13 protein-coding genes, 1 other RNA gene and 2 pseudogenes are annotated in these 18,337 nt (G+C 53.7%); 4 read left to right on the top strand and 12 right to left on the bottom strand.

Annotated elements, in window-relative coordinates; all coding sequences use genetic code 11:
• From K6K13_RS12615 to ppsR, 8 genes and pseudogenes are all read right to left on the bottom strand, one after another.
• Positions 1-783, bottom strand: a complete 783-nt coding sequence (locus K6K13_RS12615; protein WP_222157344.1) for a heme ABC transporter ATP-binding protein — start codon at positions 781-783, stop codon at positions 1-3.
• Positions 776-1,780, bottom strand: coding sequence for a FecCD family ABC transporter permease (locus K6K13_RS12610; RefSeq protein WP_222157343.1), 1,005 nt, complete (start codon positions 1,778-1,780; stop codon positions 776-778). The genes K6K13_RS12615 and K6K13_RS12610 overlap by 8 nt, the downstream gene beginning before the upstream one ends.
• Positions 1,777-2,595, bottom strand: coding sequence for a heme/hemin ABC transporter substrate-binding protein (locus K6K13_RS12605; RefSeq protein WP_222157342.1), 819 nt, complete (start codon positions 2,593-2,595; stop codon positions 1,777-1,779). Before K6K13_RS12605 ends, K6K13_RS12610 begins: the two co-directional genes overlap by 4 nt.
• The gene (locus K6K13_RS12600; RefSeq protein WP_222157341.1) at positions 2,592-3,641 is read right to left on the bottom strand and encodes a hemin-degrading factor; all 1,050 of its coding nucleotides are present in this window, start codon (positions 3,639-3,641) and stop codon (positions 2,592-2,594) included. Before K6K13_RS12600 ends, K6K13_RS12605 begins: the two co-directional genes overlap by 4 nt.
• Positions 3,642-3,845: 204 nt before the next feature.
• Complete coding sequence (locus K6K13_RS12595; protein WP_222157340.1) at positions 3,846-4,892, bottom strand: 3-deoxy-7-phosphoheptulonate synthase; 1,047 nt, start codon at positions 4,890-4,892, stop codon at positions 3,846-3,848.
• A 351-nt stretch (positions 4,893-5,243) separates the two neighbouring features.
• Positions 5,244-5,983: pseudogene (locus tag K6K13_RS12590) on the bottom strand (IS5 family transposase).
• 109 nt (positions 5,984-6,092) lie between these two features.
• A pseudogene (locus tag K6K13_RS12585) lies at positions 6,093-6,832 on the bottom strand (IS5 family transposase).
• Positions 6,833-6,924: 92 nt separating this feature from the next.
• The gene (gene ppsR / locus K6K13_RS12580; protein WP_222157339.1) at positions 6,925-7,746 is read right to left on the bottom strand and encodes a posphoenolpyruvate synthetase regulatory kinase/phosphorylase PpsR; all 822 of its coding nucleotides are present in this window, start codon (positions 7,744-7,746) and stop codon (positions 6,925-6,927) included.
• Between the two features lie 333 nt (positions 7,747-8,079).
• Here ppsR and ppsA point away from each other — a divergent pair, with 333 nt between their 5' ends.
• Positions 8,080-10,455: a phosphoenolpyruvate synthase gene (gene ppsA / locus K6K13_RS12575; protein WP_222157338.1), complete on the top strand. Its 2,376-nt coding sequence runs from the start codon at positions 8,080-8,082 to the stop codon at positions 10,453-10,455.
• 62 nt (positions 10,456-10,517) lie between these two features.
• On the opposite strand, the gene apbE is transcribed toward ppsA, so the two are convergent.
• The 3 genes from apbE to ydiK all read right to left on the bottom strand — a co-directional run bounded on the left by apbE (position 10,518) and on the right by ydiK (position 13,197).
• Entirely contained in the window at positions 10,518-11,564 is a 1,047-nt protein-coding gene (gene apbE / locus K6K13_RS12570; RefSeq protein ID WP_222157337.1) for an FAD:protein FMN transferase ApbE, read from the bottom strand.
• A gap of 131 nt (positions 11,565-11,695) precedes the next feature.
• An RNA gene (rprA, locus tag K6K13_RS12565) (antisense sRNA RprA) lies at positions 11,696-11,809 on the bottom strand.
• A 269-nt stretch (positions 11,810-12,078) separates the two neighbouring features.
• Positions 12,079-13,197: an AI-2E family transporter YdiK gene (gene ydiK, locus K6K13_RS12560; RefSeq protein WP_222161074.1), complete on the bottom strand. Its 1,119-nt coding sequence runs from the start codon at positions 13,195-13,197 to the stop codon at positions 12,079-12,081.
• Between the two features lie 370 nt (positions 13,198-13,567).
• On the opposite strand from ydiK, the gene ydiJ reads away from it, so the two are divergent.
• Positions 13,568-16,624 (top strand): D-2-hydroxyglutarate dehydrogenase YdiJ, encoded by a 3,057-nt coding sequence (gene ydiJ, locus K6K13_RS12555; RefSeq protein ID WP_222157336.1) that lies wholly within the window; start codon positions 13,568-13,570, stop codon positions 16,622-16,624.
• A gap of 12 nt (positions 16,625-16,636) precedes the next feature.
• Positions 16,637-17,053 carry a hotdog fold thioesterase gene (locus K6K13_RS12550; RefSeq protein ID WP_222157335.1) on the top strand — a complete coding sequence of 139 codons (417 nt, stop codon included), beginning with the start codon at positions 16,637-16,639 and terminating at the stop codon, positions 17,051-17,053.
• 57 nt (positions 17,054-17,110) lie between these two features.
• On the opposite strand, the gene K6K13_RS12545 is transcribed toward K6K13_RS12550, so the two are convergent.
• A complete protein-coding gene (locus tag K6K13_RS12545; RefSeq protein ID WP_222157334.1) occupies positions 17,111-17,512 on the bottom strand; it encodes a hypothetical protein in 402 nt (133 codons plus the stop codon).
• A 442-nt stretch (positions 17,513-17,954) separates the two neighbouring features.
• On the opposite strand from K6K13_RS12545, the gene sufA reads away from it, so the two are divergent.
• Positions 17,955-18,329 carry a Fe-S cluster assembly scaffold SufA gene (gene sufA / locus K6K13_RS12540; protein ID WP_222157333.1) on the top strand — a complete coding sequence of 125 codons (375 nt, stop codon included), beginning with the start codon at positions 17,955-17,957 and terminating at the stop codon, positions 18,327-18,329.
• Positions 18,330-18,337: the final 8 nt, after the last annotated feature.

Here is an 18,337-nt window from a genome sequence, read left to right as displayed (position 1 = left end):
CTAACGGCGCAAAAAAACCTGCGGCGTTGCGTCGTCGGGGTGCGGGTGTACTAACACCTCAGCCTGATACCACTGCGTGAGCGTTTCGCTTTGCAATACCGCATGCGGCGTGCCTTGAGCCACCAGTTTACCCTGATGCAGCAGGGCAATGCGATCGGCATACAGTGCGGCCAGATTCAGATCGTGCAGGATGCAGCACACCGCAAGGGGCTGCTGTTGTGTGAGCTGTTTCAGTAAGCGCAGCAGGTGTTGCTGATGATAGAGATCGAGTGCCGATGTCGGTTCATCGAGAAACAGCCAGCAGGGCGTCGGTGTCGGGTGCCATAACTGCGCCAGCACGCGTGCCAACTGCACGCGCTGCTGCTCCCCGCCGGAAAGGTGGCGATAATCCTGCTGGGCCAACGCCGTGCATTCGGTTAACGCCATCACATGATCGACCACGCTGTCGCCTGCGCGATCGTGGCGATAGGGCGCACGTCCCATGGCAACCACGTCGCGCACGCTAAACGGAAAATTCAACGCAGCGTGCTGGCGCATCACCGCGCGGGTTTTGGCCAAGGCATCCGGTTGCCAATCGGCGAGCGCTTTCCCGGCCAACTGACATTCACCGCTGTCGGGGGCCAGATAGCCGGTGAGCAGCCGCAGCAACGTGGATTTTCCCGCCCCATTCGGGCCAATAATCGCGACGATCTCACCGCCGTTGATGTCCAACGAAACATCATCAATCAAGGTGCGTCCGTTAACCTGATAGTGCAGATGCTGGGCCGTCAGGCGATTAGTCATGGGTTCGTCCCTTGTGCGTGACAATGAGCCATAGGAAGTAGGGACCGCCTATCAGACTGGTGAGCAAACCGACGGGCATTTCCGCCGGGGCTAGCACCGTGCGAGCCAGCGTGTCGGCCGCAATAAGCAACCCCGCACCTGCCAGCGCTGAGCCGGGGAGTAACCAACGGTGATCGGCACTCAGGTTCATGCGAACCAGATGCGGGATAACCAGCCCGATAAACACAATCACGCCGCTGACCGCTAACGCGGTGCCAACCAACAGCGCGCTGAGCAGCAGTAATATCAGCTTGGTCTGTTTCACCTTGACGCCCAGGTAATGTGCGTCCTCATCACCCAGCTGAAGCAGATTAAGTTTGCGGGCATAACACTGAACACCCACAATGGCGGGTACGATAAGCGAAGCAGCAACCATCAGCACCGGCCACTGCGCTTGTCCCAGGCTGCCCATGCCCCACAGTGAAAACTGACGCAACTGCTGATCGTTACTGATGTAGGTCAGCACGCCAACGGCTGCTCCACACAACGCATTCAGGGCAATACCGGTTAACAGTAGACGCGTAACGCCGCTACGTTCATCGCGCCCCAGCATAAACAGGATGGTCGTCACCGCCAGACTGCCGGCGAAAGCAGCCAACATCGGGCTGTAGAGTGCTAATAGCGGAGGCAGGCCCAAAGGCACCAGCAGCGCAAACGCGACAAACAACGCCGCTCCGCTGCTGATACCCAGCAAGCCAGGGTCAGCCAGCGGGTTGCGGAACAGCCCCTGCATCACTGCGCCGGCCGCGGCGAGCGCGCTGCCCACCAGCAGTGCCAGCAGGACGCGCGGCAGGCGAATAGTGAGCCAGATATGCCACAACGGGTCGCTGAGCGGAGCATGCCACAATTGACGGAAGGAGAGGGTGAGTGCCCCCATATTGGCGGCACCCAGCATTAACAGCAGAGTGAAGTACATCAGCCCCGCTAAAACCAGGCGGGGACGTTGCCGTAGTCTCATTTTACCTGCTCGGCGGCGTGACGCAGCGTGGTTAACAGCGCAGGCGTTTCCAGCGTAAAGCCAAGCATTGCCATATCATCGACCACCACAACACGGCGGTGTTTGCCCGCAGGGGTCAGTGCAACACCGGGCAACTGCCAGATTTTCTCTTCGCCGCCTAAACTCTGCAACCCTTGTGCGGAGATCAACAACAGGTCGGGCGCACTGGCGATAACGCCTTCTTGCGATAGCGGCTGGTAGCGCACCACGTCAGGCATGGCATTTTGCAACCCGGCGGCGCGGATCACCGTATCGGCAGGGGTATTTTTTCCTGCTGCCATGGCGGTCATGCCACCGTGGCTGAGAACAAACAGTGCTTTGATGGGCAGCGGTTGCTGTGCTACGGCAGAGACCTGCTGCTGATAACGGTCTGTCAGCACTTTGCCTTCGATCTCTTTGTGCAGCGCCTGTGCAATCGTGTTGATTTTCTGCGGAATGCTGTCCAGCGTCGGTTGTGCCGGTACCATGATCACCTTAACGCCGCTGTCTGCCACCTGCTTGAGCACCAGAGAGGGTTGTGACAACTCACTGGCAATCACTAACGATGGTTTTAACGACAGAATGCCTTCCGCGTTCAATTGGCGCATATAGCCAACATCCGGCAGCGCTTGCGTTGCGGCCGGGTGCATGCTGGTGCTGTCGCGAGCGATAAGCTGCTGCTCAGCGCCAAGTGCATAGATAATCTCGGTAACATCACCGCCAATCGAGACGATGCGCTCATTGGCGCTGGCACCCAGTGGCAGCGTCAGGAGCAGTGCGTAAAGCCAGTTTTTCATGCGACCAGTTCCTTATTTACGGTGAGCGCTTCGATTTGTTTGCGCCATTGGGCCTGTTCTGGCGTGCCTTCGGTGCGCTGGCCAAACAGCTGTGCGATTTGCGTGCCGTCAGCCGCATAGAGTTCCAGGCTGGTGACGACACCGTCTGCGGTGGGTTTACGGGTGCTCCAGCTTTCGGCGATCGCATCTTCAATCAGGTGCAGGGTGAAATTCGGGTTGAAAATGTTGATCCATTCCGCGTGCTGCGCCATTTTCTCTACCCGCGCGATGGGGCCGGTGAAAATCTGTACGCAGCCACGGCTGCCAACGAACACCATGATGTCGTTTTGATCTTGCTGCGCTGCGGCCAGAACTTGCGACAGGGCGCGGTTATCGACCTGACAGGCCAGATCGTCTTTAACGGCGCGAAAAGCCTGCTGACGCGTAAGGTTATAGCGTTTGAGTAGAATGAAAAATTGGTGTACGTCCGTCATGGCGCGCCATTCGGCTTCAAATGCCGCTTGGTCGATGCGGGGAGCCTGAGTGGCCGCCGGAGTTTCCGCACGTAACTGCACCTCAGGGTTAACGTCCGTAACAAATTCGGCCAGATAGGCGTCCCATGCTGCCATATCGGTCTGTTCGGTGGCATACACTTTCAGGATGGCATCACCCTGATGGTCAAAAAATTGAATGCTCTGACGTTCGCCGCGCGCGGTCTCTTCCCGCAGACTGAACGCTACATTCCACTGCTGCAAAAACAGACGAAGATCCAACGCGTAAGGGTTAAGTATGAGCCCGGCATGGCCGTCTAAATGTTGATTTTGGTAAACGCCGACCTGTTCGTGCACCGCATAAGTATTGCGCGTGATGGATTTGGTCTGGCCGACCTTCTCCAGTGCCAGCAGCCAGCGTTTGGCATCCCCTTGTAAGCGTTGTGCATCATGACCGACGCGTGCGTGCGTCAACACGGCTTCACTGATGCCGAGCGCCGTGGCGATATCACGAGCGTATTGGCGGGGATTGTTGTTTTTGGCTTGCAGGTATTGAGCATAAATCGCGTTCGGCATTGTCTGTTCCTGTGGTCGTTCTGCGATGGATATTATCGTATTAGAAATAATTAACTTAATAAATGAGAATCATTTTCATGTTGCCAAAAGGTGACATCAAGTGAAGATTTCTTAATACGTCGGAAACAGGTGAGCCGGCGGGGGATGATGCAACGGTAGCGCACGGTCAGAAATGGCCGTGCGCGGTTGAAAGGCAGTAGGGCGTTAGAAGCGGCTGTCTACCGCATCGGCTAACTGTGCAAGTAGGGTTTCAGTGTCCTGCCAGCCCAGACAGCCATCGGTAATCGATTTGCCGTAAACCAGCGTTTGCGGCGCAGCCAACGGTTGCTGACCTTCAACCAGAAAGCTTTCCACCATAACACCTGCAATGGCGCGTGAACCCGAGCGTATCTGTTGACACACGTCGGTGCACACATCTATTTGTCGCTGGTACTGTTTGTAGCTGTTGCCGTGGCTAAAATCCACCACCAACTGTGGCGGTAAGGCGAATTCGCGCAGCAGTTCGCAGGCGGCTTGAATATCGGCGGCGTGATAATTGGGATTTTTCCCGCCGCGCAGAATGATGTGGCCATAGGGATTGCCGTGTGTCTGGTAGATGGTCATCTGCCCTTGTTTATCCGGCGACAGAAACAGATGCGATGCGCGCGCAGCACGGATGGCATCGATGGCAATACGCAGATTGCCGTCGGTGCCGTTTTTGAAACCCACTGGGCATGAGAGGGCAGAGGCCATTTCGCGGTGGATCTGGCTTTCTGTGGTTCGCGCGCCAATGGCTCCCCAACTGATGATATCGGCAATGTATTGACCGGTGACCATATCCAGAAATTCTGTTGCTGTTGGTAGGCCAAGCGCATTGATATCCAGCAACAGACGGCGTGCCAATGCCAGGCCATGATTGACCTGATAGCTGCCATCAAGGGCTGGATCGGAAATCAACCCTTTCCAACCGACAACGGTGCGCGGCTTTTCAAAATAGGTGCGCATCACGATTTCCAGACGATCCTGATAGCGAGTACGCAGGACAGAGAGCTGCCGTGCATAATCGAGCGCAGCATCAACATCGTGGACAGAACAGGGGCCAACGATCGCCAATAATCGGGGATCTTTTCCGGTGAGAATATTCTCTATTCTCTCCCGTGACGTTGTCACGTTTTCTGCAACCGCAGGTGACACCGGCAATTGCGCCAGCAACGCCTGAGGCGCGATCAGACGATCGAGCCGCAGGCTGCGTAACTCATAAGTTTTTAACATGCAATATCTCTGCTTACGGGTTGGTCAGGGGACCGTGTCGCATGGCGACTCGTCTCGCAAAGAAACGCCGCTGAACCAAGAGGTAACACGTATAGAAATAAGTCATCGCTCACACTGCGGTTATCTTCCTGAAGATAAGGCTCGGGTGAGTAAATGGCTCGCGCATCGTGTCAGACGGCGGCGGGGCTCTTGGGCGCTAAGCGAGTGTCAGTTTTTTCCCCGTCTCCTACCAAATGGGTTGCTTCGCTACGACGACATGTCGGGAAGTCATGACGTCCACGATAACTGAATCGGGGGGCAATTCAACCCGCTTTTGTTAAAAAATGATAATGTACTAGGGGCTGTTGACAATTAACACAGCCAGACGAATGCAGCAGCGAGCGCAACGAATGATGCGAAGCGTTTTGAGAGTTTGTCGAAGCGTGTAGCTACGCGTCGAAATTGCTTGATACGGCAAAAGAAACGTTCGATCAAATTGCGTGAAGCGTAAAGATGTTTGTCCAGTGGGCGTTGCTCACGGCGATTCTCTTTGCTGGGGATGACAGCCTGAATGCCTACCGACTCCAGATATTGTAGAATCACATTCGTATCGTAGGCTTTGTCTGCAGCCAAGCTTGAAGGTTTCAATTCACCAAGTAAAGGCAATGCTTCTCTGGTGTCGCTCTTTTGACCACCAGTCAAACTAAAACGGGCAAGCATGCCCAGCCCATCAACCAGAGCGTGAATCTTGGTTGTCAATCCCCCGCGAGAACGACCAATCGACTGGTCACCGTTTTTTTGGGAGCGCCCGCTGCATGCTGATGAACCCGTACGATAGTGCTGTCGATGAAGATTTCCTCGAAATCGGCATCGCCCGCAAGTTCAGCAAAAACGGAATGCCATATTTCTGCCCGTGACCATCTGGCAAAGCGTTTGTACACACAGTTCCAGAGTCCGAAATCGGGTGGTAAATCTCTCCATGGGCTTCCAGTTCGGGCGATCCATAAAACCGCTTCGACAAAAAGCCGATTATCTGCTGCTGTTCGTCCCGGATCCGAATCCTTTCCCGGCAAAAACGGGCTAATCCGTTCGTATTGGTCATCACTGAGCATCAATCTTGGCATTCTGCTTTTCCAAAAAAGACAGAATGTAAACAGATTCTTTTACAAAAAAACAGGTTCTTGGCGATGATTGTCAACAGGCCCTAGGGGCTGTTGACAATTAACACAGCCAGACGAATGCAGCAGCGAGCGCAACGAATGATGCGAAGCGTTTTGAGAGTTTGTCGAAGCGTGTAGCTACGCGTCGAAATTGCTTGATACGGCAAAAGAAACGTTCGATCAAATTGCGTGAAGCGTAAAGATGTTTGTCCAGTGGGCGTTGCTCACGGCGATTCTCTTTGCTGGGGATGACAGCCTGAATGCCTACCGACTCCAGATATTGTAGAATCACATTCGTATCGTAGGCTTTGTCTGCAGCCAAGCTTGAAGGTTTCAATTCACCAAGTAAAGGCAATGCTTCTCTGGTGTCGCTCTTTTGACCACCAGTCAAACTAAAACGGGCAAGCATGCCCAGCCCATCAACCAGAGCGTGAATCTTGGTTGTCAATCCCCCGCGAGAACGACCAATCGACTGGTCACCGTTTTTTTGGGAGCGCCCGCTGCATGCTGATGAACCCGTACGATAGTGCTGTCGATGAAGATTTCCTCGAAATCGGCATCGCCCGCAAGTTCAGCAAAAACGGAATGCCATATTTCTGCCCGTGACCATCTGGCAAAGCGTTTGTACACACAGTTCCAGAGTCCGAAATCGGGTGGTAAATCTCTCCATGGGCTTCCAGTTCGGGCGATCCATAAAACCGCTTCGACAAAAAGCCGATTATCTGCTGCTGTTCGTCCCGGATCCGAATCCTTTCCCGGCAAAAACGGGCTAATCCGTTCGTATTGGTCATCACTGAGCATCAATCTTGGCATTCTGCTTTTCCAAAAAAGACAGAATGTAAACAGATTCTTTTACAAAAAAACAGGTTCTTGGCGATGATTGTCAACAGGCCCTAGTACATGCGACGACTCATGCCTAATATATCGATGATCTTGGCGGAAATCTCCTCCACGGAGTAGTTTGTCGTGTTGAGATAAGGGATCTGGTGACGTCGAAATAGCGCTTCCACTTCACTCAGTTCCATTCGGCACTGGCGTAACGACGCATAGCGACTGTTGCCGCGCCGCTCTTCCCGGATCGCCGCCAAACGTTCGGCATTGATGGTCAGGCCGAACAGCTTATGTTGAAACGGTTTAAGCGCTTCAGGCAGGCGCAGATTGTCCATGTCATCGGCGATGAAAGGGTAGTTGGCTGCGCGAATGCCAAACTGCATGGCGAGATACAGGCTGGTGGGCGTTTTGCCGCAGCGGGACACACCGAGTAAAATGACCTGTGCCTGATCGAGATTACGCAATGAAATACCATCGTCGTGGGCGAGGGTATAGTCAATGGCGGCGATGCGCGCATCGTATTTGCCGAGGTTTTTAGCGGTCAGACCGTGGGTGCGGTTGGCCTCCGGCGCAGGAGGGATATTGAGTTCTCCCTGTAATGGCGCAACGAGCGCCTGCACGATATCCTGACAAAAACCGTCGCTGCTGTTAATAATATCCCGCACGGTCTGGCTGATGATGGAATAAAACACCAGAGGTCGCACGCCCGTTTGCTGGTAGAGCGTATTGATGCGTTCGCGTACCGCGTTGGCACGCTCTTCACTCTCCACAAACGGCAGCGTGTAGCTGACCGTGTTGACAGGAAACTGAGAAAGCACCGCATGACCTAATACTTCAGCGGTGATGGCGGTACCATCGGAGATATAAAAGACGCTTCTTTCCACATCAACCCCTGCTTTTTTTCTGCGAAAAAATGTAACTAAACTCGTTCAAAAATTGGCGTTGAACGATATTTTTAATGAAACGCAATTTCATTATCTTCGTGATAAACCAGTTAAACTTTTACAGTATTGTATTTTTACCCCGTTAAGCAAGATTCAGCAGTGAAATCGTTTTTATTTCATAGGTTGAACGATTCACCTTTCCCAGGTTTGTTAAACGCTATGCTACATTCATGGCGTTGAGGCAACTGCCCAACCAACATGTTACATATCCCCAATGGTCTCCATACCCTGTGGTATGCAGGCCGAAATCGTATGCAGAAAGGATTATTTTCGATGTCCAATAACGGCCCTGATTTGCGTAATGTCCTTTGGTATAACCAGCTCGGTATGCATGACGTTGAGCGGGTGGGCGGCAAGAATGCCTCTTTGGGTGAGATGATCACCCATTTGTCAGAACTTGGCGTATCGGTTCCCAATGGTTTTGCGACAACGGCGCAGGCGTTTAACGATTTCCTTACGCAAAGCGGTATCAACCAACGAATTTATGAACTGTTGGATCGTACCGATATCGATGATGTAAACCAACTCGCCAAAGCGGGCGCGCAAATCCGCCAGTGGATTATCGACACGCCGTTCCAGCCTGAACTGGAACAAGCGATCGCTGCGGCTTACGATCAACTGTCCGAAGGGGAAAAAGAGGCTTCTTTTGCGGTGCGCTCTTCCGCAACGGCAGAAGACATGCCGGATGCCTCCTTTGCCGGGCAGCAGGAAACCTTCCTCAATGTGCAGGGTATCGATGCGGTAATGGTGGCAGTGAAGCATGTATTCGCGTCGTTGTTTAACGATCGCGCCATCTCTTACCGTGTGCACCAGGGCTACGATCATCGCGGTGTGGCGCTCTCCGCTGGGGTGCAGCGCATGGTGCGTTCGGATCTGGCGGCATCGGGGGTGATGTTTACGCTGGATACGGAATCCGGTTTCGATCAGGTGGTGTTTATCACGTCCGCCTATGGCCTTGGGGAAATGGTGGTACAAGGGGCGGTAAACCCGGATGAGTTCTATGTGCACAAACCGACGTTGCTTAACCGCAAACCGGCCATTGTGCGTCGCACCATGGGGTCGAAAAAAATCCGCATGGTGTATGCCGACAGTCAGGCTCACGGCAAGCAGGTGCGTATTGAGGATGTGCCCGCAGAACTGAGCGTGCGCTTCAGCTTGACGGATACCGAAGTGGAGGCGTTATCGCATCAGGCGCTGCTGATTGAAAAACATTACGGTCGCCCAATGGATATCGAATGGGCGAAAGACGGACACACCGGCAAGCTCTACATTGTACAGGCGCGGCCGGAAACGGTTCGCTCCAACGGTCAGGTGATGGAGCGTTATCAACTGATCAAACGTGGCAAGGTGTTGGCCGAAGGCCGTGCCATCGGTCACCGTATCGGTGCCGGCCCGGTAAAAGTGATTCAGGATATCAGCGAGATGCACTTGGTGCAGGCGGGTGATGTGCTGGTGACCGACATGACCGACCCGGATTGGGAGCCGATCATGAAGAAAGCTGCCGCTATCGTGACCAATCGCGGTGGGCGTACCTGCCACGCTGCGATTATTGCGCGTGAGCTGGGTATTCCTGCGGTTGTGGGCTGTGGCGATGCGACCGAGCGTCTCCATGATGGCGAAAAAGCCACCGTATCCTGTGCGGAAGGGGACACCGGATACGTCTATGCCGATCTGCTGGAGTTTCAGGTCAAGAGTTCACAAGTCAACGAGATGCCTTCGGTGCCGTTGAAAATCATGATGAACGTGGGGAATCCCGATCGGGCATTTGATTTTGCCTGTCTGCCCAACGATGGCGTCGGTCTGGCGCGGTTGGAGTTTATCATTAACCGCATGATAGGCGTGCACCCGCGTGCGTTGCTGGAATTCGACAGTCAAACGCCAGAATTGCAAAAAGAGATCAAAGGGCTGATGCAGGGTTATGACGATCCGGTTGAGTTTTACATTGCGCGCCTGACGGAGGGGATTGCCACACTGGCAGCAGCGTTCTGGCCAAAACGCGTTATTGTGCGTCTGTCTGACTTTAAATCTAACGAATACGCCAACCTGGTGGGCGGCGAGCGCTATGAACCGCATGAGGAAAACCCGATGCTGGGCTTCCGCGGTGCCGGGCGTTATGTGTCACCGGATTTTAAAGCATGCTTTGCCTTGGAGTGTGCCGCAGTGAAACGGGTGCGTAATGACATGGGGCTGACCAACGTGGAAGTGATGATCCCGTTTGTGCGCACTGTGGCACAGGCGGAAGCCGTGGTTGCAGAGCTGGCGCAGCAAGGGCTTAAGCGTGGCGAGAACGGCCTTAAGGTGATCATGATGTGTGAGATCCCGTCGAACGCGCTGCTGGCGGATCAGTTCCTGGCACATTTCGATGGTTTCTCCATTGGTTCTAACGACATGACGCAGTTGGCGTTGGGGCTGGATCGCGATTCCGGCGTGGTGTCTGAACTGTTTGATGAGCGCAACGAAGCGGTGAAAGCACTGCTTTCGATGGCGATCAAGGCAGCCAAGGCACAGGGGAAATACGTGGGGATTTGCGGACAAGGCCCTTCCGATCACGAAGACTTTGCCATCTGGTTGATGGAGCAAGGCATCGACAGCCTGTCGCTCAATCCGGATACCGTGGTGCAGACCTGGTTAACGCTGGCAGAAAAGTAACCGTGCAGTAGCAACAAGCCCCGGCAATGCCGGGGCTTGTTGTTTGATAACCTCACCCAGTGTTACGGTTTGGCCTCTTGTTGCAAGAAGGCTTTAAACTGGGGAGTCATCACGGTTGCGAATCCGCTGTCGGTTTTGGTGATCAGATAAACGGCCAACCCGTGCTGTTCGGCCACTTTCAGCGCTTTTTCCGTTCCCAATACCATTAATCCCGTGTCCCAACCGTCCGCTTCAAGCGCCGTTTTGGCAATCACCGTGGCAGATACCAGCGTATGGTTGATGGGGTGGCCCGTGCTGGGGTCGATCACATGGGAATAGCGTTTGCCGTCCTGCTCGAAATAGTTGCGATAGCTGCCGGAGGTGCTGATGGAATACCCTTGCAGATCGACTGCCGCTTGCACCGTGTTTTCCTTATCGGTGGGTTTCTGAATTGCCACCCGCCACGGCATCCCTTGCCCATTGACTCCGCGGCTTGAAATAGCACCGCCGACTGAAACCAGATAATTGGTAATGCCCTTGCGCGTCATTAACTGCGCTAACTGATCGGCACCGTAACCCTCACCCAACGTCGAGAGATCCACATACAGCGACGGCAGATCTTTTTGCAGCCACTCTCCCTTGCTGTTGCTGGTAAGCGTAAGGTGCTGCAAGCCGACACGCTGACGGGCATCATCGATTTGTGCTTGAGTCGGAATGGTCACCGGCTGTTTTTGTGGCCCAAATCCCCACAGATTCACTAGCGGCCCCACGGTAATATCCATGGCATTGTCTGTCGCACGGCCAATGCGCTGGGCCACCAGAATAATGTCTGCCATACCGCCGGGAATAGGCTGCGGATCGTTGCCTTGATAGCGGTTAAAGCGCGACAGGATGGAGTCTTCGCGGTACGTGGAAATATCGTTGTTGGCCTGTTCAAGCAGGGCATCGATTTCCTGTTGCAAGTGCGCTTTATCTTCAGGCAGATCGCCGCTGATCTTTACGCTGTAAAACGTCCCCATGGTTTTGCCTTCCAGGCTGGTCAACGGCCGGCTATCGGCCATCGCGGTGTTGCAAACCGCCAGACTGATGAGAATCAGGCACACCCTGCGTGCCAGTGGGGAATGTGACATAGAAAATGACTCCTGATAAAAAGAGACGTTAGAAATAATCCATTAATGCGCGCTTGCAAAGCGGAGATTAATAAAAACAGGATGAGGCGCAATTTCTCAGTAAAAGCAGCGGGAAAGCACCGGATAAACGCCAAAAAAAATGCCCACCTTAGGGGATGGGCAAAGACTACACACAGCAATTCGTTACTAGCTCTGACGAGGAGGAAACTTCATTGGCAAACTCGCGTTGTCATGACAAAAAGCGTTTGTTCAGCAAGACAACGGTTGACAATCGTTTCGTAAATAATGCTAGAAGCTGTGGGGCATTAAGTCATTAAGAATCATCCTAATGGTTAACGTTTTTTTAATGGATTTGTCACGCAGAGATGCCGGCTATCAAAGTATTTGATGTAATGTCGCGGCGTATCGATAGAAAATCAGAATAATCCGTGGCTATTGCATGCTAATCATTAAAATTATTTATCTATTAATGAATTTGCCGCAGCGTTGAGGCTTTACGCTGCGGCAGCCATTTTTACTGCGAGCGTGTCGGACGATCGTTTGGCGACGGCGATGCGTCTGCAATGATTTCTGGCAACGGCGTTTCTTTCATCCAGGCAGAGAGCAAGCGGTATGACACGGCAAGCACCACTGGACCGATAAACAGGCCGATCATACCAAATGCCAACAGGCCGCCAATCACGCCACACAGAATCAGCAGCATGGGCAGATCGGCGCCCATGCGTATCAACATCGGGCGGATGACGTTATCCAGCGTGCCCACCACACAACTCCACACCAACAAAATAGTGGCCCAAGTCGTATCACCACTCCAGTAGAGCCAGATTATCGCGGGGATCAGTACCAGAAGCGGCCCCAACTGCGCCAGACAGAACAGGAACATCACGACGGTGAGCAAGGTCGGATAGGGAATGCCGGAGATAGCGAGACCAATACCGCCCAATACCGATTGCACGATGGCGGTCACTACCACACCGAGTGCGACGGCACGGATCGATTGTGCTGCCAGGATCACCGCGGCATCACCGCGCTCGCGCCCCAGACGAAGCGCGAAGTGGCGCACACCCTGGGCAACCGCTTCACCTTTATAGTAGAGCAGGGCGCTGAAAATCAGCATCAGGCCACAGTGCATCAGGAAACGTCCGATGTACGCTGCTTGCGATAGCAGCCAGGTGGCGGTTTGACCGATATAGGGCTGCACTTTGGCAAACACGCCGCTGCCGCCACTTTGCAACAAACTGTGCCAACTGGAAAACAGCCGGTCGCCGACAAAAGGCAAGGATGTCAGCCACTCCATGCGAGGGGGCGTCAGTTTCTCTTGCCCGGAGGCCCAACTGACGATGGCGGACGTGTTTTCCATCACCGTGCTGACCAGGATGGAAATCGGCATCACAAACAGCAGGCACAGCAACAGTGTCATGCCGGTTACTGCCAGCACGCGCTTGCCCCACAGTAACTTTTGCATTTTCAGCATCAATGGCCAAGTGGCAATCACCACCATGCTGGCCCAGGCAAAGCCCAGAATAAAGGGTTGCACCACCCAGAAGCAGGCGATGATCATGATAGTGATAAACATCAGACTAAAGAGGATTCGGGGCAAATCAAAACGCTGTTGGCGTGTGTTTTGCTGCATCGTTGCAGACAGTGGAGAGTGTGCGGCCAGCGGTTTCGGCGATGATGACTTCGTCAATGGACAATACCTCTGTATAGAGACCCAACGTTGAACAAGCTCCCTGCGATCGCTCGGGTCATCCGGCGGGGATAACTTATCATGGGGCATTTCTCGCGTTTTTGACAGCGTGTGAGCTATTTTGTTAACGCATTAACGGACAGGATTCCAAAAATGATGCGGGGTCGCTAGGCAAAAAGTTTTTCTTGGGATGGCGGCGCATAGCGCCGAAATGTGATAAAACGTAAAACCGCGAATTCGCACAATGATTTTTACAACAAACACACTCACAACACGCTAATTATTTTTAGTCGACAGACAGGGTCAACACATAATGATCCCACAGATCTCCCATGCACCAGGGCTGGCTCAGCCGGTGCTTAATTTTTTGGATGCTTTGAAGCAACGTGGTTTTACCGGCGATACCGCCACCAGCTATGCCGATCGTTTAACCATGGCGACTGACAACAGCATTTATCAGCTGTTGCCCGATGCGGTGGTGTTTCCCCGCTCGACGGCGGACGTGGCGCTACTGGCGCAGTTGTCAGCACAAGAGCCTTACCGTGAACTGACGTTTACCCCGCGCGGCGGCGGCACTGGCACCAATGGGCAAGCGCTGAACCAGGGCATTGTGGTGGATATGTCCCGCTACATGAACCGGATTTTGGAAATCAATCCTGAGGAAGGCTGGGTTCGCGTAGAAGCCGGGGTGATCAAAGATCAGCTCAATCAGTACCTCAAGCCTTACGGCTATTTCTTTGCACCGGAACTGTCTACCAGTAACCGCGCCACACTTGGCGGCATGATCAACACCGATGCATCAGGGCAGGGTTCTCTGGTGTATGGCAAAACCTCGGACCATGTCCTTGGCGTGCGAGCCGTGCTGTTGGGCGGTGACATGCTGGATACTCAGGCGATGCCTTTGGCGCTGGCGCAGCAGTTGGCGCAAGAATCTTCACCGACAGGACGCGTATACCGCACCGTTTTTGAACGTTGCCGCGACCAGCGTGCGTTGATCCTCGAGAAATTCCCCAAACTGAACCGATTCCTGACCGGATACGATCTGCGCCACGTGTTCAGCGATGATATGCAAACGTTTGACCTGACGCGTATCCTGACCGGTGCCGAGGGAACGCTGGCCTTTATCACTGAGGCCAAGCTGGATATTACGCGCTTGCCAAAGGTCAGGCGGCTGGTCAACGTTAAATTTGACTCCTTCGATTCAGCGCTGCGCAGCGCACCTTTTATGGTCGAAGCCAAGGCGCTTTCGGTGGAAACCGTCGATTCTCGCGTGTTGAATCTGGCGCGTGAAGATATCGTGTGGCACTCCGTCAGCGAACTGATTCAGGATGTGCCCGGCCAGGATATGCTGGGCCTGAACATCGTTGAATTCGCAGGGGACGATGAAGCGCTGATCGACGATCAAGTCAGCGCATTATGCGAGCGCATTGATGGTCTGCTTGCCGCTCATGAGGCAGGGGTGATCGGCTATCAGATTTGCCACGACCTTGCGGGGATTGAGCGTATTTACGCCATGCGTAAAAAAGCGGTGGGGCTGCTGGGTAACAGTAAAGGGCAGGCCAAGCCGATCCCCTTTGCGGAAGATACCTGTGTGCCGCCGCAGCATCTGGCGGATTACATCGTCGAGTTCCGTGCGCTGCTTGATAGCCACAACCTGACCTACGGCATGTTTGGCCACGTGGATGCGGGCGTGTTGCACGTACGCCCGGCGCTGGACATGTGCGATCCGCACCAGGAAGTGCTGATGAAACAACTTTCCGACCAGATTGTTGCGCTGACAGCCAAATATGGCGGCCTGTTGTGGGGGGAACACGGTAAAGGGTTCCGCGCCGAATACAGCCCCGCTTTTTTTGGCGAAGAACTGTATAACGAACTGCGGCGCATCAAAGCCGCCTTCGATCCGCATAACCGCCTTAACCCCGGTAAGATTTGTGCGCCGTTGGCCGTCGATGCGCCGATGATGCGTATTGATGCGGAGAAGCGTGGCACCTTCGATCGCCGCATTCCGCTGGCAGTGCGTACCTCGTTTCGGGGGGCGATGGAGTGTAACGGCAACGGGCTGTGCTTCAACTTTGACGTAAACAGCCCGATGTGTCCTTCCATGAAGATAACCGGCAACCGTATCCATTCGCCGAAAGGGCGAGCGACGCTGTTACGCGAATGGCTGCGCTTGCTTGCCGAACAGGGTGTCGATCCGGTGGCGCTGGAGCAGTCGTTGAGCGCACGGTCGCCCAGCCTGCGTGGCTTGATTGAAAAGACACGTAACAGCTGGCGCGCGCGCAAGGGCGAGTATGACTTCTCTCATGAAGTGAAAGTGTCCATGTCCGGGTGCCTGGCCTGTAAAGCCTGTTCAACCCAATGTCCGATCAAGATAGACGTTCCGGGGTTCCGTGCGCGTTTTCTTCAGCTTTATCACACGCGCTATTTACGCCCTGCGCGTGATTATCTGGTGGCCAGAGTTGAACGTTATGCGCCGTTGATGGCGCTGAGCCCTAAAACTTTCAACTTCTTCTTGAAAATGCCGTTGGTTGACGCGCTGAGTCGCCGGACGATCGGCATGACCGATCTGCCGTTACTCTCTTCACCTTCGCTACGTCAGCAATTTGCCGGGCACCCGGCAATGACGACTACGCTTGAGCAGTTGGAAAGCGTCGCCGCAGCGTCCCGCGATCGTTATGTGCTGATTGTGCAGGACCCGTTTACCAGCTATTACGATGCGCAAGTGGTGGCCGATTTGGTGCATCTGGTGGAAAAACTGGATCTCAAGCCGGTACTGCTGCCCTTCTCACCCAACGGTAAGCCGCAGCATATCAAAGGCTTCTTAACGCGTTTTGCTAAAACCGCGGCCAAAACCTCGGATTTCCTGAATCGGGTTGCCAAGTTGGGGATGCCGATGATTGGCGTCGATCCGGCACTGGTGCTCTGTTATCGCGATGAATACCGTGAAATTTTGGGTGATAAACGCGGCGATTTTCAGGTGCAGCTGGTGCATGAATGGCTGCTGCCGCTGCTGTCGACGAGAACGCCGACGGCCGCGCCGCGCGATGATGCCTGGTATCTGTTTGGTCACTGTACCGAATCGACCTCGTTGCCAACCAGCAGCAAACAGTGGGCCGATATCTTTGCCCGTTTCGGTGCCCGACTGGAAAACGTCAACGTCGGTTGCTGTGGTATGGCCGGCACCTATGGCCATGAAAGCAAGAACCTGGCTGATTCCAAGGGTATCTATGCCTTGTCCTGGCAGCAGGCGTTGCAAAAATTACCCTCCACGCGCTGTCTCACGACGGGTTACTCATGCCGCAGCCAGGTGAAGCGTATGGAAGGTCAGGGGCTGCGTCATCCGTTGCAGGCGCTACTAGACCTCGTCTGACAGGAGAGCGTTATGTTGTGGAGAAGAACGGTTACGTTGGCGCAACTGAACCAACAAAGTCAGGGCTGCATGGTGGAGCATGTCGGCATTCGCTATACCGCGATTAACGACGATTCGCTGGAAGGCACCCTACCGGTAGATGGCCGAACGCGTCAGCCATTCGGTCTGTTACACGGCGGTGCATCGGTGGCGCTGGCGGAGTCGCTGGGCTCGGTGGCGGGCTACCTGTGTACCGAAGGGGAACAGAGCGTGGTGGGGATGGAGATTAACGCCAACCATTTGCGCGCAGTGACGTCGGGTGAGGTGCGTGGCGTCTGCCGCGCATTGCACGTGGGACGCCGTAATCAGGTGTGGCAAATCGACATTTACGACGAAAACAACCGGCTGTGTTGCACTTCTCGGCTCACCACCGCAGTGGTGACACCGTAATCTCGCCGCCACTGTAAAATGCGCGCCAACCGGCGCGCATGTTCATTCTCGCGCGCCTCAAGGCAAAAAGGGGACGCGCCGTACAAAATCGGTCTGAAAAGCGGTGGCCTTGTCCCAACTGCCTTCAAGGCTGAGCTGATGGCAGATCAGCTTTAGCGTGTTGCGCGCGAAATAGTAGCTCTGCACGCGGAAAAGATGGCAACGCCTTTCATTATTAATCTCTTTTATCAATCGATTATGCAACTTGACCAGCGCATGCAGATAGCTCTCATCATCGCCGTTCTTACGGCACAGATCGATCATCTCCATGCAGGCATTATGGTAGCGGCGCAGGTGATCGATATGGCTTTCCTGCCGATTCAATCGCGCTTCGGCCATGTAGAAATCTACGGTGACATCCCGGATCAAGAATTTGTACTCATCAATCTGATGCTGTAGCCAGGCATTCACGGATTGCATAGGGATCACTATGGATATTAATGATAATCATTATCATATTTCTAATGTTCATTGGGATCAACCTATCGCTCCGCGCCAGTGAAAAAAAAGTATACGGCCTGATAGGACTTTTTTTGGTCAATAATTGCGCAATCAAACCATAAAATCGGTCACGATTTTTCCTGTTTTAAAAATAGGTATCGTCTATGAATGTTATAATTATGATAACAATATGTTTATACTAATTCACCCAGCTGTCACGTGATGGTAAATAAGTTATTTTATATCAACAGGTTATTTTTTTATTACTACGCTATGTGCGTGCAAGCAGGCAAAAAAAATCGGATTTTTTAAGGTTTCAGTGAAATGTTACAAATACCCCTGCGAAACAAGAGGTTGAAGCAATAATCATTATCACTAACATTAGGCTCAGACAGAGCTTTTCTGAAACGAGGTACGGCGGATGCAAACGGGAAACGTAGAAACATTTTCACTGGATGAAAACATCTGGAAAGGGCTGACGTTGACGGCCAGTGCCGCTCAACAAATCCTGAACCTTGTCCAGTCCGATGACACGGTGAAAGGGTTACGTTTGAGCGTCAAGCAATCAGGATGTGCGGGATTTGGTTATGTACTGGATCTGGTCAAAGCACCGGATGCGGGTGACCTGGTGTTCGAGCGCGAAGGCGCACACCTGTACGTCCCCCTAAAGGCGATGCCTTTTATCGATGGCACCGAGCTGGATTATGTGCGTGAAGGCTTGAACCAGATTTTCAAATTTAATAATCCCAAAGCGCAGCACGCCTGCGGGTGTGGCGAAAGCTTTGGCATTGAGTGATGACTGAT

Origin of the sequence: Symbiopectobacterium purcellii (genome assembly GCF_019797845.1) — a bacterium.
In the GTDB taxonomy this organism is placed as follows: Bacteria; Pseudomonadota; Gammaproteobacteria; order Enterobacterales; family Enterobacteriaceae; genus Symbiopectobacterium; species Symbiopectobacterium purcellii.
The sequence above is the reverse complement of the archived record's forward strand: the minus strand, read 5'-3'. Positions and strand labels throughout refer to the sequence as shown.